Here is a 23,330-nt window from a genome sequence, read left to right as displayed (position 1 = left end):
ACTTCACCATGGCGTCCGGCAGGAACCGCGGCTGGCTGCTCCGCCTCGTCATCGCCTTCAGCTTCACGCAGGGGGCGGTGTCGATGGCCCGCCCCGCCGTCTCCTACCGGGCCCTCGCGCTCGGCGCCGACGAGCGGGCGATCGGCGTCATCGCGGGCGTGTACGCGCTGCTCCCGCTGTTCGCCGCCGTACCGCTCGGCCGCCGCACCGACCACGGCCGCTGCGCACCCCTGCTGCCCGTCGGCGTGGTCCTGATCTCCGGCGGCTGCGCACTGAGCGGACTCGCGGGCTCCCTCTGGGCGATGGCGATGTGGAGCGGGGTGATGGGCCTGGGCCACCTCTGCTTCGTGATCGGCGCCCAGTCGCTGGTCGCCCGCCAGTCCGCCCCGCACGAACAGGACCGCAACTTCGGCCACTTCACCATCGGCGCCTCCCTCGGCCAGCTCATCGGCCCCATCGCCGCGGGCTCCTTGATCGGCGGCTCCGACATGGCCGGCACCAGCGCGCTGGCCCTGCTCGTCGCGGGCGCGGGCGCCGCCGTCTCGTTCACGTCCCTGTGGCGCATCGAGGACCGTACGACGGTCAAGTCCCGTGCGCGGCAAGGCGATCGCGTGCCCATGAGCGGCATCCTGGGCGCCCGGGGCGTGCCCGCGGGCATCTTCATCAGCCTCTCCGTGCTGTCCGCCACCGACATCCTCACCGCCTACCTCCCGGTGGTCGGCGAACACCGGGGCATCGCGCCCTCCGTGATCGGCGTCCTGCTCAGCATCCGCGCGGCGGCCACCATCGCCTGCCGCCTCGTCCTCACCCCACTGCTCCAACTGCTGGGCCGGGCAGCCCTGTTGACCGCGACCTGTCTCCTGGCCGGCGTCCTGTGCGCGGGCATCGCCCTCCCCCTGCCGGTCTGGTCCATCGGCCTGATGCTCGCGGTCCTGGGCTTCTGTCTCGGTGTCGGCCAGCCCCTCTCCATGACGACGGTCGTCCAGGCCGCCCCCGACGACGCCCGCTCCACCGCCCTCGCCCTACGGCTCACCGGCAACCGCCTCGGCCAGGTCGCCGCACCCGCCGGCGCCGGTCTTGTCGCCGGAGTCGCGGGCGTGGCCGCGCCGTTCGTGATGCTCGGCGCGCTGCTGGTGCTCTCGGCGGGGGTCGCGCTGCGGTCGCCCGCACGGGCCGAGGAGGCGCGCGAAGCCGTGGCAGGGACCCCGGCCACGCGATCGCCGCTGAGCCGGAAGAGCGATATCTGACGGTGCGCCGGGCGCTGCTCCCACGATGTCGGGCGGGCGTGTGAAAGAGAGTCAGACACAACGATTTGTATGAAAATCGTCTGACTCGGAGGAACTCTCATGTCCGCTACGCCCCTCCCGCGCCGCGCCGGTGCCCGAACCACCGCTCTCGCGGTCCTCACCGTCGCGGGGACCGCTCTCCTGGGGGCGTCCGCCACGGCCGCCCCGCCCCCTGGTGACAACGGGGACGTCAAGATCCACAGGACGGGTGTGCCCACCGCCGAGCAGGCCAACAACCCCCACGTCTGCCACTTCTACCTGGACGCCTTCAACTTCGACCCGTCCGAGAAGGTCACCTGGTCCATCGTGACCCAGGCGCCGTCGTCCGGCGGGGTCCCGGTCACGGGCATGCTCACCACGGACACCGCCGGCGCGGCGCACACCGACGAGATCCCGCTGTCCAACGGGCACTACAAACTCACCTGGACGACCGACCTCGGCCACGGCGCGGGCAAGATGAAGGTCTTCTGGGTCGCCTGCGCGCCGGGCGGTGGCACCGGAGGCGGTACGGGCGGCGGTACGGGCGGCGGTACGGGCGGCCCCAACGGCGGTCCGCCCGCCGGTGGTGGCGGACTCGCCCGTGACGCCGCCATCACCCCGGTCGCCGGCGCCGCCGCCGTGGGGCTCGTGGCGGTCGGCGGGACGGTCTGGTTCCGGCTCCGCCGCCGGGCGCATGGTGCGGCGTAACCACGCCCGCATGCCGTACGGTTCCGGCCGCGCCGCCACCGGAGTGGTGCGGCGCGGCCGGGTCCGCCGGCCCTGGTACCGGACGCGCGCCTTCCGGCTGGGGCGAACGGTGGCGGTGAGCGTCGTCCTGGTGGTCGGCGGCGCCCGGTGTGCCGGGGGCGGAGAGGCGTCCGGCCCGGCCCGGACCGACCCGCAGGCCGACGAGGCCCGTGCGGACGCACGCGGAGGCCACCAGCAGCCGACAGCCCGACCGACGGCCCGACCGACAGCCCGTCCGGTCCGCCACGCGCCCCCGCCCCGCCCCCTCCCACGCTCCCGAGCGACCGCCCTCGCCATCCCCTACCTCGACGTCGACGCCCCGGTCATGCCCCTCCGCCTCGACCGCGGCCGCCGGATGTCCGCGCCCCCGGACGACGATCCGAAGCTGGTGGGCTGGTACGCGGACGGGCCCTCCCCGGGCGAGCAGGGCACCGCCGTCGCCGTCGGCCACCTCGACACGATGACCGGTCCCGCCGTCTTCGCCGGCCTGAGCGAACTGAAGCCCGACCACCTGATCGAGGTCCGGCGCGCCGACGGACGGACCGCCGTCTACACGGTCGACGCGGTGAAGACGTACGAGAAGGCGCACTTTCCCGACCGGGAGGTGTACGGGGCCCGCGGCCGCCCGGAGTTGCGGCTCATCACCTGTGGTGGCAGCTACGACCGCAGGACCGGCTACGCGGGCAACACCGTCGTCTTCGCCCATCTCACCGCGACCCGTGAGCGCGCCCGAACCGGCTGAAGATGACCGTCCGTTTTCTCACCACCCGGACCGACCCGCCCGATCCCGTCCGGTCTCTTCCCCCGAGTGCGCACAATCCGTTAACTTCCGTGACCCACAAGCCTCGTACGAACCGTACGAGGCGATCGGACCGCGGAGCACCGTCGCCCAAGTGAGCCCCCGGGGGCACTCGTCATGACACGCGCCATCTCCCTGTACGACGTGAGCAAGTCCTATGCGCGAGGCGTCCGCGTGGTGGACCGGCTGTCGCTGGACATCGCGCCGGGGGAGTTCCTCGTCCTGCTCGGGCCGTCCGGGTGCGGCAAGTCGACCGTGCTGCGAATGATCGCCGGCCTGGAGCAGATAGACGAGGGCGAGTTGAGACTGGACGGCGAGTACGCCAACGAACTCGCCCCCTCCGAACGGGACATGGCGATGGTGTTCCAGAACTTCGCCCTCTACCCGAGCATGACCAGCCGCGACAACATCGGCTTCCCGCTGCGCATCGAGACCCCCGGCGAGGACCCACGCCCGCGCGTGGACGCCACCGCCCGCATGCTCGGCATCGAGGACCTCCTCGAACGCTTCCCCAGCCAGCTCTCCGGCGGCGAACGCCAGCGCGTCGCGATGGGCCGGGCCATCGCCCGCCACCCCTCCGCGTTCCTGATGGACGAACCGCTCTCCAACCTCGACGCGAAGCTCCGCAACCACCTGCGCGCCGAAATCTCCGCCCTCACCCGCAAGTTGGGCGTCACCACCGTCTACGTCACCCACGACCAGGCCGAGGCCATGTCGCTCGGCGACCGGGTCGCCGTCCTGCGCGGCGGAGTCCTCCAGCAGGTCGGCACCCCGCGCTCGGTGTACGCGCTGCCCCGCAACGTCTTCGTCGCCGCCTTCATCGGCACCCCGCGCATCAACCTCCTGCGCGGCCTGGTCCGGGCCCCGTTGGACGGCGCGATGACCATCAGTCTCGGCAAGCAGTACCTCAGACTGCCCGAACCCCTGTGCCTGGACCACCAGTTGCTCCGTGTCCAGCAGGGCCGCGAGGTCGTCGTCGGCCTGCGCTCCGAGGCCATCCGCATCGCCAAGCCCGCCGCCGCCCGCCCCGGCGAGGTGGCGATCAGCGGCCTCGTCGAGCACGTGGAGTTCCAGGGCCACGAGGTCCTCGTCCACTTCAACACCGGCTCCCGGCCCGCCCTCGTACCGGAGTTGGAGGCCCCGCGCCCCGCCCGCCCGGCCCGGCGCCGCCGACGCGAGGGCGGTGTCCTGGACCGGCTGCGCGGACGCGCGGGCGCGCTGCGCGCCGGACCGGTCGTCACCCTGGACCACCCGGCCGACGCCGAACCCGACCTCGTACCGCCCGAGGGGCGCCTCCCCGGCGACCTGGTCGTCCGCACCACCCCCGACATCGAACTCCGGCACGGCATGCAGGTCCCCCTCCTCGTCGACATCGCCCACCTGTTCGTCTTCGACCAGCACGGCGAACGGATCTCCCCGGCCCCGGCGCGGCTGCCCGACCTGGACGAGTGACGCCCGGTACGGATAGGCGCATGAGCTTCCATTTCACCCGAAACCGGGCAGCCCTCGCGATCGCCGGCCTCCTCCTGGCGGCCGCGGCCCCCACCGCCTACGCCGGCCTCGACGCGGAAACCTCGCCCGCGCCGACGCGCGGAACGCCGTACGTCGAGACGCAGCTCTTCTTCGGTACCGAGCGGCCCGACGGTGGACCGGCCGTCACCGACCGGCAGTTCACGGCCTTCGTCGACAAGGAGGTCACACCGGACTTCCCGGACGGGCTCACCGTGCAGAACGGGCGCGGGCAGTGGCGGGACGCGAACGGGAAGATCGAGAAGGAGCGGTCGTACGAGCTGATCCTGCTGTATCCGGTGACGGCGGCGGGTGCGGGCGACCGGAAGATCGAGGAGATCCGGCGGGCGTACGAGAAGGCCTTCGCGCAGGAGGCGGTGGGGCGGGTGGACGACCGGGCCCGGGCCGATTTCTGAACCGACCTGGTACCCGTGACCGGGGTCCCTGGCGCCGGAAAACTAACACCGCTAGTTTGTGAGGCGGACGACGACGTCACGCCCGGGAGGCAGCACGATGAAGGCACACGACGGCATGTACATCGACGGCGCCTGGCGCCCCGCGGCGGGCGGGGAGGTCATCGACGTGGTGAACCCGGTCGACGAGCGGGTGATCGGCAGCGTCCCGGCCGGCGGCCCCGCCGACGTCGACACCGCCGTACGGGCAGCCCGTGCCGCCCTCCCGGGCTGGGCCGCGACCCCGCCCGCCGAACGCGCCGCGCGCCTGGCGGCGTTGCGGGACGTGCTCGTCGCCCGCAAGGACGAGATCGCCGAGACGGTCACCGCCGAACTGGGCTCCCCGCTCGCCTTCTCGCAGGCCGTCCACGCGGGCGTGCCGATCGCGGTGGCGGGCTCGTACGCCGAACTCGCCGCGACCCACGCCTTCGAGGAGAAGGTCGGCAACTCGACGGTCTACCAGGAACCGATCGGCGTGGTCGGCGCGATCACCCCCTGGAACTACCCCCTCCACCAGATCGTCGCCAAGGTCGCCCCCGCCCTCGCGGCCGGCTGCACGGTGGTGCTGAAGCCGGCCGAAGACACCCCGCTCACCGCCCAGTTGTTCGCCGAGGCGGTCGACGAGGCGGGCCTCCCGGCCGGTGTCTTCAACCTCGTCACCGGCCTCGGCCCGATCGCAGGCCAGGCCCTCGCCGAACACCCGGGCGTCGACCTGGTCTCCTTCACCGGCTCCACGGCGGTGGGCCGCCAGATCGGTGCCACGGCGGGCGCCGCGATCAAGAAGGTCGCTCTCGAACTCGGCGGCAAGTCCGCCAACGTCATCCTCCCCAGTGCCGACCTCGCCAAGGCCGTCAACGTCGGTGTCGCCAACGTGATGTCCAACTCCGGCCAGACATGCAGCGCTTGGACCCGGATGCTGGTCCACCGCGACCAGTACGACGAGGCCGTGGAGCTGGCCTCGACGGCCGCCGCGAAGTACGGCGACCGCATCGGCCCGGTCGTCAACGCCAAGCAGCGGGCGAGGGTGCGGAGTTACATCGAGAAGGGTGTGACGGAGGGCGCGCGCCTGGTGGCGGGCGGCCTCGAACCCCCGCACCCACAGGGCTACTTCATCAGCCCGACCGTCTTCGCCGATGTGACCCCCGACATGACGATCGCCCAGGAGGAGATCTTCGGCCCGGTCCTCTCCATCCTCCGCTACGAGGACGAGGACGACGCCGTGCGCATCGCCAACGGCACGGTGTACGGGCTGGCGGGCGCGGTGTGGGCCGGCGAGGAGGCGGAAGCGGTCGCGTTCGCACGGAGGTTGGAGACGGGGCAGGTGGACATCAACGGCGGGCGGTTCAACCCCCGTGCTCCGTTCGGGGGTTACAAGCAGTCGGGGGTGGGCCGGGAACTCGGCGCGCACGGGCTGTCCGAGTACCTCCAGACCAAGTCCCTTCAGTTCTGATCCCGTTGACCCTCTAGGAGGCCTCGCATGGTTCGCGCCGCAGTCCTGCCCGCCGTGGGCGCTCCGCTGGAGATCACGGAGATCGACCTCCCGGATCCCGGCCCCGGCCAGGTCCGGATCCGCCTCGCCGCCGCCGGGGTCTGCCACTCCGACCTGTCCCTGACCAACGGCACCATGCGCGTGCCGGTCCCGGCGGTCCTCGGCCACGAGGGCGCGGGCACGGTGGTGGCCGTGGGGGAGGACGTCACCCACATCTCGCCCGGCGACTCCGTCGTCCTCAACTGGGCGCCGTCCTGCGGTACTTGCCACGCCTGCACACTCGGCGAGGTCTGGCTCTGCGCCAACGCCCTCAACGGCGCCGCCGACGTCTATGCCCACCGCAGCTCCGACGGCAGCGACCTCCACCCCGGCCTGAACGTCGCCGCGTTCGCCGAGGAGACGGTCGTATCCGCGGCCTGTGTCCTCCCCCTCCCGGGCGGAATCCCGTTGACGGACGCGGCACTTCTGGGCTGCGCCGTCCTCACCGGCTACGGCGCCGTCCACCACTCGGCGCGGGTGCGGGAGGGCGAGACGGTCGCGGTGTTCGGTGTCGGCGGAGTGGGTCTCTCGACGCTCCAGGCGGCCCGGATCGCGGGCGCCACGACGATCGTCGCCGTCGATGTCTCCCCGGAGAAGGAGGAGTTGGCGCGCGCGGCCGGAGCGACGGACTACGTGGTCGCCTCCGACACCACGGCCCGGGAGATCCGCGCCCTCACCGGAAAGCAGGGCGTGGACGTCGCCGTCGAATGCGTCGGCCGGGCGGTCACCATCCGCACCGCCTGGGAGTCCACCCGCCGCGGCGGCCGCACCACGGTGGTCGGCATCGGCGGCAAGGACCAGCAGGTCACCTTCAACGCCCTCGAACTCTTCCACTGGGGAAGGACGTTGAGCGGCTGCGTCTACGGAAACTCCGACCCGGCGAAGGACCTGCCGGTGCTCGCCGAGCACGTGCGGGCCGGACGCCTCGACCTGGGAGCGCTGGTCACGGAACGGATCGCGCTGGACGGGATTCCGGCGGCGTTCGAGAACATGGTGGCGGGGAAGGGCGGACGAGCGCTGGTGGTGTTCTGACCGGCCTTGTCCACGGCACCGGCGGTTCGGGCCGAACCGCCTTGTCTACGGCACCTGTTCGGGCTGCGGCTCCGTGGTGGCCGCAGCCCCCTCCGCCCTCGCGCGCGGGCGGGACCGCGACACCGCCACACCCGCCAGACACAGCACCCCGCCCGCCAGGGTGAGCAGCCCCGGTACCTCGCCGAGCACCAGCCACGACATCAGGACGACCAGCGCGGGCACCGCGTACGTCGTCGCGCCCATCTTGCTGGCGGTCGTCCGGGCCAGCGCGTACGCCCAGGTCGTGAAGGCGAGCGCGGTCGGGAAGACGCCCAGGTAGACCATGTTGAGGGTGGCGGAGGCGGGCGCGTCGGCCGCCTGGTGGACGAGCTGACCGGCGAAGGGCAGACACAGCACGGCCCCGACGAGACACCCGAACGTCGTCACTTGGAGCGCGCTGGCCCGGCCGAGGGCCGGTTTCTGGGCGACGACCCCGCCGGCGTACGCGACCGCCGCGAGCAGACACAGCACCACGCCGAGCACGGACGAACCGCCCTCGCCCGACATCGACAACCCCACTGTCACCGCGCCGGCGAACGACACCGCCATCCCCGCGAGCAGCCGCGGCGGCATCGCGTCACCGAGCAGCCGTGAGCCGAGCAGGGCGATGAGGATCGGCCCGATGTTCACGACGAGGGCGGCGGTACCGGCGTCGACCTCCTGCTCGCCCCAGTTCAGGACGACCATGTAGAAGCCGAACCACAGCGCGCCCGAGATCGCGATCCCCCGCCACGCGGACCGCGGCGGCACCCCTTCTCGCCGTACGAGAGAGAGCACACCCAGCGCCAGGGCCCCGCTCGCCAGCCGCCCCAGTGCCAGCGCGCCCGGCGAGTAGGCGCTGCCCGCACTCCGGATGGACACGAACGCGGAGGCCCACAGCACGACGGTGACGACGGCGGCGGCCGAGGCGGTCGCTTCGGCGGGGCGGAGGGGTTTCTTCATGGCCCGAGGTTATGCGGGGGCGGGGCGGCGGCGCTGGCGGAAATCGGACGTCAGGTTCGAGGCGCGGGCTTGATGCCTATGGGGTTAGATTTATTGCCTGAGAGGCTTGACGTCGACTTGGCCGGAGGGGCAGAGTCCGGCACAAGTGCCGACAGGTGAGGACGGTCAGATGAGCCACCACCCCGTACCGAAGCGCGTGCATCGCCTGTGGTCGACCGAGCACGAGCCCGTGCTGGAGGTCGAGGACGGGGACACCGTGTCGTTCGAGCTCACCGAGGCCACGGACGGCCAGTTCGACCCGGGGTCGACCGTCGACGCGGTCGCGGGCTTCGACTGGGACCGGGTCTATCCGCTGGCCGGTCCCATCGTGGTCAGGGACGCCGAGCCGGGCGACGTACTGGAAGTGGAGTTCCTGGAACTGCGGTCGGTGGACTGGGGCTGGACGGCCGTACTGCCCGGACTCGGCCTGCTCGCCGAGGACTTCCCCGACGCGCATCTCCACCTGTGGGACCTGAGCGGCGGGGACACGGCCGGCTTCCTCGACGTGGCCGACATCCCCATCCGCCCGTTCTGCGGGGTGGTTGGGGTCTGCCCGGACGTCGCCGAACCCCAAAGCGTCCTGCCGCCGGGCCACTTCGGCGGCAACGTGGACTGCAAGGACCTGGTCGTCGGCACCAAGCTCTACCTCCCGGTCCAGGTACCCGGCGCCCGCCTCAGCCTCGGCGACCCCCATGCCGCCCAGGGCGACGGCGAGTTGTGCGTCAGCGCGATCGAGGCGTCCCTGTCGGGCGCGGCCCGCATCCGCCTGCACAAGGGCCGCCGCATCACGGCCCCCCAGTTCGAAACGGCAGGCCCCCTCCGCGCCGACACCGCCCGCGCCGGCCACTACGCCACGATGGGCGTGGCCCCCGACCTCATGCACGCCGCCCAGGACGCGACCCGCGCCATGATCGACCACCTCGGCACCCGCTACGGCCTCGCCCCGATCGAGGCGTACGTCCTGTGCAGCGTGGCAGTGGACCTGAGGATCACAGAGGTCGTGGACGTTCCGAACTGGGTGGTTTCGGCGTACCTACCGAAGGCGATCTTGCGAGCTTCTTGAGAAGCGCTGCCTTCCAAGAGGCGCGGGGGTGTATCGATTTGCGGCTCCGCCGCGTGGGCGCGACCAGCCACGACGTGCCGGCACTCGACACACGACGGAACCTAACCGGCACGCCGCATCTCCTCGAACTGCCCCGCCAGCCCATCCAGCAACGCAGCCAACCCCACCTCAAAAGCCCGCTCATCAACCTTCTCCTGCTGATCGGCAAGAAGATGAGCCTGCCCAAGATGCGGATAGTCGGCAGGGGCGTACGCACTCTCGTCGTCCACGAACCCCCCGGCGAACGACCCCAACGCGGACCCCATGACGAAGTACCGCATCAACGCCCCGATCGACGTGGCCTGCGCCGGCGGCCACCCCGCCTCCACCATCCCCCCGTACACCGCGTCGGCGAGCCGCAACCCCGCCGGCCGCCGCCCAGGCCCCGTGGCGAGCACCGGCACGATGTTCGGGTGATCGCGCAAGGCGGATCGATACGACACGGCCCAGTCGTGCAGCGCCGTACGCCAGTCCCGCCCGTCCGAGAACATCGACAGATCGACCTGCGCGCTCACCGAGTCCGCGACCGCCTCCAGGATCTGGTCCTTCGTGCGGAAGTGGTTGTAGAGCGAGGGCCCGCTCACCCCCAGCTCGGCGGCGAGCCGACGCGTGGAGACGGCCGCGAGGCCTTCCGCGTCCACCAGCACGCGCGCCGTCTCGACGATCCGGTCGGTGCTGAGGAGGGGCTTGCGCGGTCGGGCCATGGCGCACATAGTAGGGCTGCGAGAGCGAAACTAGCAGTGCTAATTTAAATGTGCAGTAGTCGATGTGCAGCAGTCGCTGTACGGCCTTCCACTTGGGGTGACGCGCGATGGACCTGGGACTGAGCGAGGAGCAGCAGGCCGTACGGCAGCTCGCCGAGGACTTCGTGGACCGCGAGATCGCCCCGCACGTCATCGCCTGGGACCGCGCCGAGGAGGTCGACCGGTCGATCGTCAAGAAGCTCGGCGGGGTCGGCTTCCTGGGGCTGACCATCGACGAGGAGTACGGCGGCTCGGGCGGCGACCATCTCGCGTACTGCCTGGTCACCGAGGAACTGGGACGCGGGGACTCCTCCGTGCGCGGCATCGTCTCCGTGTCGCTGGGGCTGGTCGCGAAGTCGATCGCAGGCTGGGGGAGCGAGGAGCAGAAGCGGCGCTGGCTGCCGGGGCTCACCTCCGGCGAGTACGTCGGCTGCTTCGGCCTCACCGAACCCGGCACCGGTTCCGACGCCGGCAACCTCACCACGCGGGCGGTCCGCGACGGCGACGACTACGTCGTCAACGGCACCAAGATGTTCATCACGAACGGCAGTTGGGCCGATGTCGTGCTGCTCTTCGCCCGCTCGACGGACGCCCCCGGCCACAAGGGCGTCTCCGCCTTCCTCGTGCCCACCGACACCCCCGGCCTGACCCGCCGCACCATCCACGGCAAGCTCGGCCTGCGCGGCCAGGCCACCGCCGAACTGGTCCTCGACGACGTGCGCGTCCCCGCCTCCGCGATGCTCGCCCCCGAGGGCAAGGGCTTCTCCGTCGCCATGTCGGCGCTGGCCAAGGGGCGGATGTCGGTCGCGGCGGGCTGCGTCGGCATCGCCCAGGCCGCGCTCGACGTGGCGGTCCGCTACGCCGGTGAGCGCGAGCAGTTCGGCAAGCCCATCGCCCACCACCAGTTGGTCCAGGAACTGATCAGCGACATCGCCGTCGACGTGGACGCGGCCCGACTGCTGACCTGGCGGGTCGCCGACCTCATCGACCGCGGGCTCCCCTTCGCCACCGAGTCCTCCAAGGCCAAGCTCTTCGCCTCGGAGGCCGCGGTCCGCGCCGCCAACAACGCGCTCCAGGTCTTCGGCGGCTACGGCTACATCGACGAGTACCCGGCCGGCAAACTGCTGCGCGACGCCCGCGTGATGACCCTCTACGAGGGCACCAGCCAGATCCAGAAACTGCTCATCGGGCGTGCGCTGACGGGGATTTCGGCATTCTGAGTACCTCGTCTGAGTACGCCGACGGATGTGGTGACGGCCGTAGGAGCGGACGCTTGTCCTCATGAGCGAAGCATCGGGCAAACCGCAGAACACGGCCGCCTTCTACGGCCAGGCCGTCGCGTCCTTCTCCGTCGCCATCGCGGCGACCGCCATCGGCATCTTCAAGCTGCAGGCCGACGCCTGGGTGCGGGCCTTCCTCGCGATCGCCGTCCTGTATCTCGTCACCTCCTCCTTCACCCTCGCCAAGGTGATCCGCGACCGGCAGGACGCGGCGCGCACCACCTACAACCCGTTCGAAAAGCTCTGAGCGGGGAGACTAAGCGCTCGCTCAGGTTCGGCGGTATGGTGGAGCCCTTGTCATCGAGGGTCATAGAGGGTCAGCGAGAGGGGCTTACGAGCGATGAGTACGGCGGAGGAGACCACCGCGGGCGACCCGCAGGCCTGGGCAGAGGTCACGCCCGACGCGGCCCGGCGACTGCTGATCGCCGCCGTGGAGGCCTTCGCCGAGCGCGGCTACCACGCGACGACCACCCGGGACATCGCGGGCCGCGCCGGAATGAGCCCGGCCGCGCTCTACATCCACTACAAGACCAAGGAAGAGCTGCTCCACCGCATCAGCAGGATCGGCCACGAGAAGGCCCTGGAGATCCTGCGTACGGCGGCGGGGCGCGAGGGCAGTGCCGCCGAGCGGCTCGCCGACGCCGTGAGCTCCTTCGTGCGCTGGCACGCGGGCGGTCGTACCACCGCGCGGGTCGTGCAGTACGAACTCGACTCGCTCGGCCCGGACGCGCGCGCCGAGATCCTCGCGCTGCGCCGGCAGGTCGACGCCGAGGTGCGCGGGATCGTCGAGGACGGGGTGGCGGACGGTTCCTTCGACGTGGCGGACGTGAAGGGCACGACCCTCGCGATCCTGTCGCTGTGCATCGACGTGGCCCGCTGGTTCAGCCTCGACGGCCCCCGGACGCCCGACGAGGTCGGCGCGCTCTACGCCGACCTCGTGCTGCGGATGGTGGGTTCCAAGTAGCCGCCGGACCAAGGGCGTTGGTCAGAGGTAGTAGCGCGACACCGACTCGGCCACGCACACCGGCTTGTCGCCGCCCTCGCGCTCCACGGTGAACGCGACGGTCACCTGGACGCCGCCCGGCACGTCGTCGACGCCGGTGATCTTCGCGGTGGCGCGGAGCCGGGAGTCGACCGGGACCGGGGCGGGGAAACGGACCTTGTTCGTCCCGTAGTTGACGCCCATCTTCACGCCCTCGACCTTGATGAGCTGCGGCCCGAAGAGCGGGAGCAGCGACAGGGTGAGGTACCCGTGCGCGATGGTCGTCTTGAACGGTCCTGCCGCCGCCTTCTCCGGGTCCACGTGGATCCACTGGTGGTCGCCCGTCGCGTCCGCGAACAGATCGATCCGCTTCTGGTCGACCTCCAGCCAGTCGGTGTGCCCCAACTGCTCGCCTACCGCCGCCCGCAGGTCGTCGACGGAGGTGAAGATCCTCGGCTCTGCCATGTCCCGGCCTCTCACGTCATCCAGATCCGGCATCACAGGTCCCGCAATGCCTAAGCAACTGCTTAGCATGGTCGCATGCCGGGCCGCTGTCAACGGAACACCGGCGCCGGTGGATGGGTAGGGTTCGAGGGGTGCCCCAGATTCCCGAGAAGATCCATGAGCTGACCGTCGGCCAACTCGCCGCACGCAGCGGTGCCGCCGTCTCCGCCCTGCACTTCTACGAGGCCAAGGGTCTGATCGGCAGCCGCCGGACCACGGGCAACCAGCGCCGGTACACCCGTGACACCCTGCGCCGGGTCGCCTTCGTGCGGGCCGCCCAGCGCGTCGGCATCCCGCTGGCCACCATCCGCGAGGCGCTCGCCGAACTCCCCGAGGAACGCACCCCGACCCGCGAGGACTGGGCCCGCCTCTCCGAGGCCTGGCGCTCCGAACTCGACGAGCGCATCAAGCAGCTCAACCGCCTCCGCGACCACCTCACCGACTGCATCGGCTGCGGCTGCCTCTCCCTGGCGACCTGCGTCCTGTCCAACCCGGACGACGTGATCGGCGAACGGGGCGCGGGCTCACGCCTCATGGTCGAACGGGGAGGAAACCCCAAGGGGGAGGGGCGGGCCTAGCCGGCCCGTCCGGCGGCAGCCGTGATCCTGCCGCCGGACAGCCTGTTCACTCGTACTCGGTGCCGCCCTTCCGGGTCAGATACGCCGCACTCACAGCCTTGGCGATCGCCCGGCCACCCGTCACCGCGCTGTACCGCTCCTTCGCCGGCCGGATCACGACCCCCTCGCGCAGATGCAGCCCCCGCCCGGACACGGTCTCCCGCCCGCTCGCGACCTCCAGCACCCGCTCGATGTCGTACGGCCCCTCGTACAGCCGTGGCACCAACGGCAGCTCCCCGTCGAGCAGTTCGGCCGGGTCCAGCCAGCGCACCGCTCCGCCGATCTCGGCGGAGACGTCGAACACGGCGTACCCGAGCGTGTCGCGCCGGCCGTCGGCGCCGTACGTCAGGTCCTGCACGCCCGCGCCGAACACCTCGCCGAAGATCCCGACCCGGCGCGCGCCGAGCCGGTCGGCGAGGCGGGCGGCGGCCTCGGGGACGCCGTGGCCGCGGATCGCCCGCCAGTACAGATTGCGCGGATCCTCCTTCAGGGCAAGGGACTTGGCGCCGAAGCCCTTCGAGGAGACCTGTACGCGGCCGTCCTCGGTGGCGTAGGTCAACAGGCAGGCGGAGCCGTGCAGTTTCTCGGTCAGGACCACAGCCTCGCCCGGTTCGAAGATGCCGGGAAACCGCTGGATGTTCTCGATGTCGACCCAGGGGAGCAGATCGGGCGCGGACTCGACGTCGCCGTTCATCGTGGGCGGGATCGGCGGCACCCACTTGGTGATGCCGAGCCGCTCCGCGAAGTCGGTGCCGTCCAGGGCGGCCCGGGCCAGATCGACGTCGGCGAGGGCCTCGGGCCGGCACACGATGCCCTGCGACAGCTCACCGCGCAGCCGCACCGCCCTGACCCGGTCGGAGTTGCTCCCCGCGAGGCGTCCCGTCAGCCCCAACTCCTCGATCAGCGCGGCCGGAAGCACGGACTGCTCGGGGATGTAGACGGCGGTGTCACCGGTGCGGTACGCCCCCTTGGCGACGACGGCTCGATAGAGGCCGACCTGGGCCAGTTCGAGGGCGTCGGCGTTCGGGTGTTCATGGACGGTCAGCACTTCGGCGGTGACGCGCAGCGTCGACATCGGGACTCCTCGGGTTCCTCAGTTGGGTTTCATCGCACTCAACTGTCCTGATCCGAAAGGGGTGGAGCGAAGGGATTTGTGACTGCTAGCGTCGGTCTCTTCGGCCGGCGGCGACGCCGTGCACGGAGTACCGACGGGACCAACTCCCATGGCATCACCCGCACTTGACGCCGCGCTCGCGGACATCGACACGGTATTCAACGGATTCGCCAGCCCGCACGAGACCGGCTGCGGACACTGCCACGCGCCCGAGGAGACCGCGTTTCTGCGCACGCCGTACACACGCGTGCCCCTGGACGTGGTGCGCTACTACCTCTTCGAGGTGCCCGACCACTTCGACGACGACCCGGCCGCGATGCGACGCCTGCTGCCGCAGGCCGCACGGGCGATGGCCGAGGGCACCCTGGGCTCGATCGGCTACGGCGCCCATGGGCTGAGCCGGGTGGACTGGCGTTCCTGGCCGGCCGAGCAGGCCACCGCGATCGAGGCCTTCCTGCACGCCTGGTGGCAGGACACCCTCACCCTGCCCGAGCCGCCCTACGCCATCGACGACACCTTCGAGACCTGCGCCACGATCGCCGGAGCCGTGACTCCGTTCCTCGACGGGTGGGTCCGGACCCCCGTCGCGGACGCACATCTCGCGCGCTGCGCTGTCACCTGGCTCTACGACCTGTTGTCCGACTCCTCCCCGTTCTGGTGGTGGTACGACGACGGCGAGGGCTCCGGCGTGGCAGATCTGCGCGCCTGGCTGGCCGGCCCCGGTGCCGTCCGCCTGTGCGTCCAGGGCGAGGCCGACCTCGCCGTACGGGCCGAACTCCTCGCCCTGCCCTACGACGAGCGCTGGGCGCACCCGTACTGGACCAACGCCTCGGCGACCAACTGAGCGTTGGACAAGGCCCGTTCACCGTCCGGCAGGAACAGCGTGTCCTCCAGGCCCATTCGGGTCGCCAGCCCCAGGTGCCCCGCGAGCCGGAGCACCGGCCAGGCGCCGCCGTCCTCACCGTGCAGCAGCACCGGGCGGCCGTGCCCGGTGCCGAGCTCGGTGAGGAGTGCGCGCGCGGACGCCTCGGCCGTGTCCGGATCCGGGTCGGTCACCTCGGCGAGGACCCGCAGCACCTTCGAGCGGAGGGGTGAGACGGCGAACCGGGCGGCGCCCTCCGTCCCCGACCAGATGCCCGCCTCCACGCCGACGCCCCGGTCGAGCAGCGCCGTCGCGACCTCCTCGGCGCCCGGCTCGTGCCAGTTGACCGAGGCGTGGTCGGGCAGCACCGTCCAGCCGCGCACCCGCTCCAGCCGGGCGGCGGGGTCCGGCTCGGCCCAGGCGCCGGTGGTCACGCCGACCGGCACGGTCACCCGCGCCCGTATCGCGTCCAGCGTCACCGCGAGGACGCGCGGCGACAACGTGTCGTCCCCGCAAGGGGACTTGGGATGGAGGTGGACATCCGTGGCCCCCGCCGCGACAGCCTCCACCGCGGCATCGGCCAACGCCCCGGGCGAGACCGGCACCATCCAGCCGTCGGCAACCCCACGGGCCCCGTTGAGACAGACCTGCACCATGTCCCGATGGTGCCACCCGCCACTGACAACGCCCTCTCACGCCCACACCCACCGGATCCCGACCCGGCAGGGCCCCACCCCCAACGCCACCGCGTGCACCGACCCCGACGCGTCCACCCGTAGCCGCTGCTCCCTGGGCCGCGCGGCACCGGCATGGGAGCCGAGGCCGTTCGTGCGGAACGAGTAACACGCGTGCGGCACCGACCCCTTCGCGAAGCGGACCTCGAGAAGGTGTTCGCGCATCGGCACGTGAATGGTCGTCTCGGCGCGCAGGGAGTACGGGCGCGGGTCCCGATGCTCCACCGTGTAGTCGACGATCACGGTCTCGCCGCGCGCGAGCGGGCGGTCGAAGAGCAGCTCCGCGGCCACCAGCCCCTCGGCGGGCAGTTCGACGACGGTGCCCAGCGTGGCCGGGGCCGCCGGGCGGAACCGCGGCAAGGGGCCGGGGGCGTCCAGGCGGTACAGGGCGATCCAGCGGTCCGCGCCGTCCGCCTCGGCGCGCAGCAGACGGCGGCTGGTCATCGAGCGGACGCTGCGGTCGGCGTCCACGTCGACCCGGTTGTGGCAACTGAGCCTGGTCAGGCTGTCGTCCCAGCGGGTGTCGAGCGCGGCGAGGACGGCGGTCAGGTCGCGGTGGTCCGACCAGACCCGGGCCAGATCCGGGTGGTCGCCGACCGGCGGCAGCCAGCGGCCTCGTGGCCGGGGCGGGCCCAGCAGTCCGGTGAGCGCGCCGGGCGGCAGCCGCAGGACGTCCTCCAGGACGGTCAGCGCCGCCAACGACCGTTGGCGTTCGGGCTGGTAGCGCCCGGACTGCCAGGAGCTGAGCGTCGCCGACGCCACCGGCGTACCGCGGCGCAGCAGCCGGTCCTGGATCCGGTCCAGGCTCAGCCCGCTGGCCGCGATGGCCGCGCGCAACGCCTCGTGGAACGGCATCGTCTCGGATCCGGACGTCACGTACCCCGGTCTGGAAGTCACGTACTCCAGCTCAAGTCAGGGCTGTCGTGGGGCGGAAGACCGTTGCCCTGAAGTTTGGTCAGTCTTGCCCGGCGATTGATCAAATTTGAATGAACTTGTCAGATTTCTCAGTTGTTGCGCCGTCAATTCCCTCAAGACTGAAGGGGCTTGACCGTCTTGCCATGCTCATGAGGCCTCGCGGAAGCTGCTGTCCACTGTCGTCATGGCAGCCCCCCACCCCCTCGAATGACGGAGAGTCATGTCCCCGAGATCTTCCGCCGGGTTCGTTCTCGTCACCGCCGCAGCCCTCACCGCCGCCCTGGCCACCCCCGCGCTCGCCGCCTCGCACACCCCGGCCCAGCTCACCCAGGCCATAGCGAGCCACGAGAGCCACACGCTGCACGGGCTCGCGAAGCCCGGCAAGGTCAACGCCACCGTCTCGTCCACCAACTGGTCCGGCTACGCGGCCACCGGCTCGACCGGCGCCTACACGTCGGTCACCTCGTCCTGGACCCAGCCGACCGTCACCTGCGGCTCGGCCACGACGTACTCGTCCTTCTGGGTCGGCCTCGACGGCTACAGCAACTCCGCGCTGGAGCAGACCGGTACGGAGGCCGACTGCATCGGCGGCAAGGCCACCTACGGCGCCTGGTGGGAGGTGCTGCCCGCCTCCGAGAGCGCGTACTCCGGGGTCACCGTCAAGGGCGGCGACAAGTTCACGGCGACCGTGACCTACACCGGCTCCACCTTCACCATGACCCTCGCCGACTCCACCGAGGGCTGGACGAAGACGACGACGCACGCCGGCTCGTCCGGCTTCAAGAACGCCTCCGCCGAGGTCATCGCCGAGGCCCCCGAGGTCGGCGGCTCGGTCGCGAGCCTCGCGAACTTCGGCACCGTCACCTTCACCGGCGCCAAGGCGAACGGCAGCAACCTGGACACGTACGCGCCGAACGAGATCGTGATGACGAAGAGCAGCAGCTCCGCCGTACGGGCGCAGCCGGGCTCGATCTCCGGCGGCAGCTTCGCCGACGTGTGGAAGGCGAGCTGACACCTGCTGCGCACCGCTTCGGGGCTGTCGACGGAACGCCGTCGGCAGCCTCGGCCGTTGCACCGGCAAGCGCAAACCGGCTGGGTCGTAAAGGGGTGCGGCATCCCCGGCGCACCCCTGGCGCCCTTCTTCGATCGCCCCGGTTCAGGCGGACATGAGCAGCCGTCCGCGCCTGGCATGGGCCAGTGCCTCGGGCGTGAGCACCGGACGCGGGACGACGATGCCGCAGTCCGTGCAGACCGGGCCCGAGGAGGGTTCGTGGGCCAGGTCGTACTTCCACTGGAGGCGCTCCCCGGCGCACACCGGGCACACGGAACCCGGTTCGCGCTCCAGGGCGGCGATCAGCTTTCGCAGCACCTCGGCCAGTGGTTCATGGGGGTGGAGTCGTGGGTCGTCGCACCAGGCGACGCCGAAGCCGCCCCAGGTCAGCCGGTGCCAGTCGTCCACGGTGCCCGGGCGGCGGAGCCCGTCGTGCTTCTCCTTCTTACGGCGTTCGGCGAACCCGACCTCATAGGCGAGCCAGACCTTGCGCGCTTCCTCCAGTTCGTCCAGTGCGGCCACGAGCCGCGCCGGGTCGGGGGAGCGGTCCTCGGGTCCGAACCCGGCCCGGGAGCTCAAGTGGTCCCAGGTCGCCCTGTGCCCATAAGGGGCGAACCGCTCAAGGCACTTGCGCAGCGAGTAGCGCCGCAGCGCCAGATCGCACCGAGGGTCTCGCACCTGTCTCGCCAGACTCCGGAAACCGGCCATCGCCCTGCACCTCCGTCACACCTGCACCTGTACTTCGGTCACCTCGGCGTCGTCGAACGGACGTCGCCGAATAGACGTATCGACAAGCGATTTGGCTCCATCCGATTTTCGATGCCCTCCATAAGCGGCTCACGCTCATCCAAAACTTGACGCATGTTCATCTTCAATCCCGGGGATACCGGCGGTAACGTCCGGCCACACCCCCGTCGGTAGGAGCCGCCATGCCTCGGCGCACCCCACGTAACTTGCTCGACAGACTGAGAACTCCCGGCAGATTCCCCGGGTTCCTGAAGGCCGCATCCGTATGCGCCCTCATTGCCGCCCTTTTGTCTCCTCTTGCCCAGGGCACCGCGTCGGCGGCCACGGCCTCCAACGACTACTGCGGCGGCCAGTGTTCCGACATCCTCCCGGCCGGCGAGAACGGCAACGCCACCCTCGCCCAGATCCTCCTCAACCAGGTCTTCGGCACCCAGCCCAGTCACGCGGAGGACCAGCTCGGCCCCTACGCCAACCTGGCCACGGGCGCCTCCACGCTGACCGACGCGAAGATCAACACCTTCTTCAACGACGCCTCGTTCGGGGTCCCCGCCGCCAACGTCGCCTCGACCGAGAGCCCCAGCGGCCGCACCGACGTGACCATCGTCCGCGACAAGGCGACCGGTGTGCCGCACATCACAGGCACCACGCGCTACGGCACCGAGTACGGCGCCGGATACGCCGCCGCCGAGGACCGGCTGTGGCTGATGGACGTCTTCCGGCACGTCGGACGCGGTCAGTTGACCACCTTCGCCGGCGGCGCGGCCTCCAACCAGGGCCTTGAGCAGGAGTTCTACCGCAACGCCCCGTACACCGAGGCCGAGTTGCAGTCCCAGATCGACAACGCCGTCGCCAACAACGGCACCCGTGGCCAGCAGGCGCTCTCCGACGCCAACGCCTATCTGGCCGGCATCAACGCCTACATCGACGCCTCCGACAGCGGCCGTTACTTCCCCGGGGAGTACGTCCTCACCGGCCACAAGGACTCGATCACCAACGCCGGCACGATCGACCACTTCAAGATCACCGACCTGGTCGCGCTGGCCTCCGTCATCGGCACCCTGTTCGGCTCCGGCGGCGGAGGCGAGGTCAACAACGCGATCTCCCTGCTCGCCGCCCAGGAGAAGTACGGCGTGGAACAGGGCACCAAGGTCTGGGAGTCCTTCCGCGAACGCAACGACCCCGAGGCCGCGCTCACCGTCCACAACGGTGAGAGCTTCCCGTACGGCACCAAGCCCACCACCGCACAGGGCGAGGCGCTGCCGGACGCCGGTTCGGTGGCGACCGAGCCACTCGTCTACGACGCCACGGGCACCGGCGCCGACCAGAGCGCCGACGCCGCCTCCGCCGCGGCGACCGCGACCGCCCTCAGCTCCGCCAAGCGCGGGATGTCCAACGCCCTTGTGGTGAGCGGCAAGTCCACCGCGAGCGGCCACCCGATCGCTGTCTTCGGACCCCAAACAGGCTACTTCGCACCGCAGTTGCTCATGCTCCAGGAGATCCAGGGCCCGGGCATCAGCGCCCGCGGCGCCTCCTTCGCGGGACTGAGCATGTACGTCGAACTCGGCCGCGGCCAGGACTACGCGTGGTCCGCGACCACCTCCGGCCAGGACATCATCGACACGTACGCCGTCGAACTCTGCCAGGACGACTACCACTACCTCTTCCACGGCACCTGCACGGCCATGGAGGAGATCGAGCAGAAGAACTCCTGGGCGCCCACCACGGCCGACGGCACCGCCGCCGGGTCGTACACCATGCGGGTGTGGAAGACGGAGTACGGACCCGTCGAGTACCGGGCGACCGTCGGCGGGAAGAAGGTCGCCTACACCACCCTGCGCTCCTCCTACATGCACGAGGCCGACTCGATCATCGGCTTCCAGATGCTCAACGACCCGGACTACGTGAAGAGTCCGCAGACCTTCCAGACCGCCGCGCAGCACATCAACTTCACGTTCAACTGGTTCTACGCCGACTCCTCGCACACCGCGTACTACAACAGCGGCAACAACCCCGTGCGGGCCAGCGGTGTCGACTCCGAGTTCCCGGTCTGGGGCCAGGCCGCCTACGAGTGGCAGAACTGGAACCCCACCACCAACACCTCCGACTACACCCCGGCCTCCGCGCACCCCAACTCCGTCGACCAGGACTACTACATCTCCTGGAACAACAAACAGGCGCTCAACTACACGACGGCCAGTTGGGGTGACGGGTCCGTCCATCGCGGCAATCTCCTCGACGACCGGGTGAAGAAACTCGTCGCGGCCGGCGGGGTCACCAGATCCTCGCTGGTGAAGGCGATGTCCGACGCCTCGCTCACCGACCTGCGCGCCGAGGACGTCCTGCCCGACCTGCTGAAGGTGATCAACAGCAGTACGGTCACCGACACCACCGCCGCAGCGGCCGTCACCAAGCTCCAGACCTGGCTCACCGCCGGCGGCAAACGCACGGAGACCTCGGCCGGCTCCAAGGCCTACGCCAACGCCGACGCCATCCGGATCCTGGACGCCTGGTGGCCGGCGCTGGTGAAGGCCGAGTTCCAACCCGGCCTCGGTGACAGCCTGTACACCGCGTTCACCAACAACCTGTACATCGACGAGACCCCCTCGGCCGCGCACGGCCCGACCGGGTCGCATGCCGGAAGCTCCTTCCAGTACGGCTGGTGGAGCTACGTCGACAAGGACATCCGGTCGGTGCTCGGGCAGACCGTGTCCGGGCCGCTGGCCCAGCAGTACTGCGGCGGCGGCAGCCTCAGCGCCTGCCGGGACATCCTCATCAGCACACTGAAGACGGCGGCCGGTGCCACCGCGGCCACGGTCTACCCCGGGGACACCCTGTGCTCGGCGGGCGACCAGTGGTGTGCCGACTCGATCGTCCAGCGCACGCTGGGCGGCATCAAGCACTACAACATCAGTTGGCAGAACCGGCCCACCTTCCAGCAAGTGGTGGAGTTCACCTCACACCGGTGACGTCGTAGCGGCGGCGGGCCGGTCGATCCGGCCCGCCGCCAGCACCACCCGGGCGAGTTCGGGGTGCACGATGTCGCTGTGCGCCCCGTTCGGCGGACCGCCGTGGCACACCACCGAGCAGACGTCGACGTTCACACAACCCGAGTCCGGCAGTGGCGAGTCGAGGGCCTCGGCCAGTGTCAGCGACCGAGTGCCGGGCACCGCCCGCACCCCGTCGTGGCCCATCGCGCCCCACTTGTCGCCCAGCGCCCGGACGATGTCGACGGCGGCGAACGAGCAGTCGTCGTCCGCCATCCGCGAGGCCAGCGGGTAGATCGTGCCGAGCGCCGAGTCGCAGTGCGAGTAGCAGCACACCAACGGCCCGTCCACGCGGTTCTGCTGACCTTGCAGCACACCCCCGGTGCGCGGGTCGTCCGGCAGCCGGGCGGCGAACGCGTAGTGGGAGAAGGCCCCTTGGAGCAGCGTCACCGACTTGACCGAGTGCACTCCCTCGGGCAGACCCCGTAGCGCGAACGACACCAGACGCCCGCCGAAACTGTGCCCCACAAGATGCACCCGCACCTCCGGCGCCACCGCCGCGAGCCGCCCGACCACCGGGCCCAGACCACGCTCGCCGACCGTGCCCGCGCGCCGCTTCATCGCGTAGTAGGCGGCCTGCCGCAGCAGCTCCCGCGCACCCTTCCACGGATTCGGCAGCGCGAACTCCGTCACCGCGCCCGGAGATTGGGGTGCTTCGAGGTGGGCCAGCGCCTGCGCGAACTGCTCGCAGACTTCGGCCGTGCGCCCGACGGCGAACATTCGCGGCTCGTACTGCGACCCCCCTTCCGCCAGTGTGTCCGCGCCGAACAACGCCTGCGGCCCCGGCGCCACCACCTCCACCAGCGTCCGCACCAGCCGCCCGAACTCCTCCAACTCAACGTCCCGGGACGGCTGTTGGTCCAGCATCCGGGCGATCCGGTCGATCACCGGCGCCTTGCCCGGGAAGGCGTCGAGGAGCGCGTGCCGGGTGCCGTCGTCGAGCGCCGGCCGCGTCAACTCCGCTACGGCGGCCGGTGATCGGGGGAAGTTCGGAATCGGTTGGTCCGGGAACTCCATGGATGGCCAGATCACGCCCACGTACCCGATCTTCGCCTTCGGCGCGAGGTGCGGGACCGGCGCGAAGAAGCGGCTGTAGAGCCGGGTCGCGCCGGCGCGTTGGCTGTTCCACCCGTGCGAGAAGACGATCAGGTCACCGACCCCGCGCTGCCGCACCTCGCTCAGCAGCCGATCGCGTTCTCGCTGGTCGACGTCGCCGTCGGCGTCGAAGGTCAACTCCCAGTAAGGGCTCACACTCATCGCCGGATCCGCCATGACCGGCCTCC

At 70.9% G+C, this 23,330-nt stretch carries 23 protein-coding genes; 15 read left to right on the top strand and 8 right to left on the bottom strand.

The features are described 5' to 3' along the window. Nucleotides 1-8: 8 nt before the first annotated feature. The 7 genes from OG223_RS12680 to OG223_RS12650 all read left to right on the top strand — a co-directional run bounded on the left by OG223_RS12680 (nucleotide 9) and on the right by OG223_RS12650 (nucleotide 7,332). Nucleotides 9-1,247 (top strand): MFS transporter, encoded by a 1,239-nt coding sequence (locus tag OG223_RS12680; RefSeq protein ID WP_329246687.1) that lies wholly within the window; start codon nucleotides 9-11, stop codon nucleotides 1,245-1,247. Nucleotides 1,248-1,346: 99 nt separating this feature from the next. Next, a complete protein-coding gene (locus OG223_RS12675; protein ID WP_329246685.1) occupies nucleotides 1,347-1,973 on the top strand; it encodes a hypothetical protein in 627 nt (208 codons plus the stop codon). 43 nt (nucleotides 1,974-2,016) lie between these two features. Next, nucleotides 2,017-2,754 (top strand): class F sortase, encoded by a 738-nt coding sequence (locus OG223_RS12670; protein ID WP_443073834.1) that lies wholly within the window; start codon nucleotides 2,017-2,019, stop codon nucleotides 2,752-2,754. Between the two features lie 174 nt (nucleotides 2,755-2,928). Further along, nucleotides 2,929-4,263 (top strand): ABC transporter ATP-binding protein, encoded by a 1,335-nt coding sequence (locus OG223_RS12665; protein WP_329246679.1) that lies wholly within the window; start codon nucleotides 2,929-2,931, stop codon nucleotides 4,261-4,263. A gap of 20 nt (nucleotides 4,264-4,283) precedes the next feature. Beyond that, the gene (locus tag OG223_RS12660; RefSeq protein ID WP_329246677.1) at nucleotides 4,284-4,736 is read left to right on the top strand and encodes a DUF3574 domain-containing protein; all 453 of its coding nucleotides are present in this window, start codon (nucleotides 4,284-4,286) and stop codon (nucleotides 4,734-4,736) included. A 97-nt stretch (nucleotides 4,737-4,833) separates the two neighbouring features. Further along, complete coding sequence (locus OG223_RS12655; protein WP_329246675.1) at nucleotides 4,834-6,222, top strand: aldehyde dehydrogenase family protein; 1,389 nt, start codon at nucleotides 4,834-4,836, stop codon at nucleotides 6,220-6,222. A gap of 27 nt (nucleotides 6,223-6,249) precedes the next feature. Then, nucleotides 6,250-7,332, top strand: a complete 1,083-nt coding sequence (locus tag OG223_RS12650; protein ID WP_329246673.1) for a Zn-dependent alcohol dehydrogenase — start codon at nucleotides 6,250-6,252, stop codon at nucleotides 7,330-7,332. Between the two features lie 45 nt (nucleotides 7,333-7,377). Here the strand turns inward: OG223_RS12650 and OG223_RS12645 are convergent, their stop codons facing one another. Beyond that, on the bottom strand, nucleotides 7,378-8,313 hold the full coding sequence (locus tag OG223_RS12645) for a DMT family transporter (protein WP_329246670.1): 936 nt from the start codon (nucleotides 8,311-8,313) through the stop codon (nucleotides 7,378-7,380). 169 nt (nucleotides 8,314-8,482) lie between these two features. On the opposite strand from OG223_RS12645, the gene OG223_RS12640 reads away from it, so the two are divergent. Next, a complete protein-coding gene (locus tag OG223_RS12640) occupies nucleotides 8,483-9,415 on the top strand; it encodes an acetamidase/formamidase family protein (RefSeq protein WP_329246667.1) in 933 nt (310 codons plus the stop codon). A gap of 101 nt (nucleotides 9,416-9,516) precedes the next feature. Here the strand turns inward: OG223_RS12640 and OG223_RS12635 are convergent, their stop codons facing one another. After that, nucleotides 9,517-10,158 carry a TetR/AcrR family transcriptional regulator gene (locus tag OG223_RS12635; RefSeq protein ID WP_329246664.1) on the bottom strand — a complete coding sequence of 214 codons (642 nt, stop codon included), beginning with the start codon at nucleotides 10,156-10,158 and terminating at the stop codon, nucleotides 9,517-9,519. A gap of 107 nt (nucleotides 10,159-10,265) precedes the next feature. Here OG223_RS12635 and OG223_RS12630 point away from each other — a divergent pair, with 107 nt between their 5' ends. The 3 genes from OG223_RS12630 to OG223_RS12620 all read left to right on the top strand — a co-directional run bounded on the left by OG223_RS12630 (nucleotide 10,266) and on the right by OG223_RS12620 (nucleotide 12,441). After that, on the top strand, nucleotides 10,266-11,417 hold the full coding sequence (locus OG223_RS12630; protein ID WP_329246661.1) for an acyl-CoA dehydrogenase family protein: 1,152 nt from the start codon (nucleotides 10,266-10,268) through the stop codon (nucleotides 11,415-11,417). A 61-nt stretch (nucleotides 11,418-11,478) separates the two neighbouring features. Next, nucleotides 11,479-11,724, top strand: a complete 246-nt coding sequence (locus OG223_RS12625; protein ID WP_329246658.1) for a YiaA/YiaB family inner membrane protein — start codon at nucleotides 11,479-11,481, stop codon at nucleotides 11,722-11,724. A 93-nt stretch (nucleotides 11,725-11,817) separates the two neighbouring features. Continuing rightward, nucleotides 11,818-12,441, top strand: coding sequence for a TetR/AcrR family transcriptional regulator (locus OG223_RS12620; protein WP_329246656.1), 624 nt, complete (start codon nucleotides 11,818-11,820; stop codon nucleotides 12,439-12,441). Nucleotides 12,442-12,462: 21 nt separating this feature from the next. On the opposite strand, the gene OG223_RS12615 is transcribed toward OG223_RS12620, so the two are convergent. After that, entirely contained in the window at nucleotides 12,463-12,924 is a 462-nt protein-coding gene (locus OG223_RS12615; protein WP_033283655.1) for a MaoC family dehydratase, read from the bottom strand. A 131-nt stretch (nucleotides 12,925-13,055) separates the two neighbouring features. Here OG223_RS12615 and soxR point away from each other — a divergent pair, with 131 nt between their 5' ends. Further along, a complete protein-coding gene (soxR, locus tag OG223_RS12610) occupies nucleotides 13,056-13,541 on the top strand; it encodes a redox-sensitive transcriptional activator SoxR (RefSeq protein WP_329246654.1) in 486 nt (161 codons plus the stop codon). Nucleotides 13,542-13,587: 46 nt separating this feature from the next. Here the strand turns inward: soxR and OG223_RS12605 are convergent, their stop codons facing one another. Beyond that, a complete protein-coding gene (locus OG223_RS12605; RefSeq protein WP_329246652.1) occupies nucleotides 13,588-14,655 on the bottom strand; it encodes an RNA ligase (ATP) in 1,068 nt (355 codons plus the stop codon). Between the two features lie 148 nt (nucleotides 14,656-14,803). Between OG223_RS12605 and OG223_RS12600 the strand changes: the two genes are divergently transcribed. Beyond that, nucleotides 14,804-15,538, top strand: a complete 735-nt coding sequence (locus tag OG223_RS12600; protein ID WP_329246646.1) for a hypothetical protein — start codon at nucleotides 14,804-14,806, stop codon at nucleotides 15,536-15,538. Here OG223_RS12600 and OG223_RS12595 read toward each other — a convergent pair. Next, on the bottom strand, nucleotides 15,484-16,212 hold the full coding sequence (locus tag OG223_RS12595) for a 3-keto-5-aminohexanoate cleavage protein (protein ID WP_329246644.1): 729 nt from the start codon (nucleotides 16,210-16,212) through the stop codon (nucleotides 15,484-15,486). The genes OG223_RS12600 and OG223_RS12595 overlap by 55 nt on opposite strands. A 36-nt stretch (nucleotides 16,213-16,248) precedes the next feature. After that, nucleotides 16,249-17,166, bottom strand: coding sequence for a hypothetical protein (locus tag OG223_RS12590; protein ID WP_329246641.1), 918 nt, complete (start codon nucleotides 17,164-17,166; stop codon nucleotides 16,249-16,251). 259 nt (nucleotides 17,167-17,425) lie between these two features. On the opposite strand from OG223_RS12590, the gene OG223_RS12585 reads away from it, so the two are divergent. Next, nucleotides 17,426-18,217, top strand: a complete 792-nt coding sequence (locus OG223_RS12585) for a G1 family glutamic endopeptidase (RefSeq protein ID WP_329246639.1) — start codon at nucleotides 17,426-17,428, stop codon at nucleotides 18,215-18,217. Nucleotides 18,218-18,361: 144 nt separating this feature from the next. Here OG223_RS12585 and OG223_RS12580 read toward each other — a convergent pair whose 3' ends face one another. After that, complete coding sequence (locus tag OG223_RS12580; RefSeq protein WP_329246637.1) at nucleotides 18,362-18,964, bottom strand: hypothetical protein; 603 nt, start codon at nucleotides 18,962-18,964, stop codon at nucleotides 18,362-18,364. 221 nt (nucleotides 18,965-19,185) lie between these two features. Between OG223_RS12580 and OG223_RS12575 the strand changes: the two genes are divergently transcribed. Next, entirely contained in the window at nucleotides 19,186-21,969 is a 2,784-nt protein-coding gene (locus tag OG223_RS12575) for a penicillin acylase family protein (RefSeq protein WP_329246634.1), read from the top strand. On the opposite strand, the gene OG223_RS12570 is transcribed toward OG223_RS12575, so the two are convergent. After that, nucleotides 21,958-23,319, bottom strand: coding sequence for a serine-threonine protein kinase (locus OG223_RS12570; protein WP_329246631.1), 1,362 nt, complete (start codon nucleotides 23,317-23,319; stop codon nucleotides 21,958-21,960). The genes OG223_RS12575 and OG223_RS12570 overlap by 12 nt on opposite strands. Between the last annotated feature and the right edge of the window lie 11 nt (nucleotides 23,320-23,330).

The organism is Streptomyces sp. NBC_01478 (assembly GCF_036227225.1).
Classification (GTDB): Bacteria; Actinomycetota; Actinomycetes; order Streptomycetales; family Streptomycetaceae; genus Streptomyces.
Note: the sequence above shows the minus strand (reverse complement) of the source record. Positions and strands in the feature narration are given on the sequence as shown.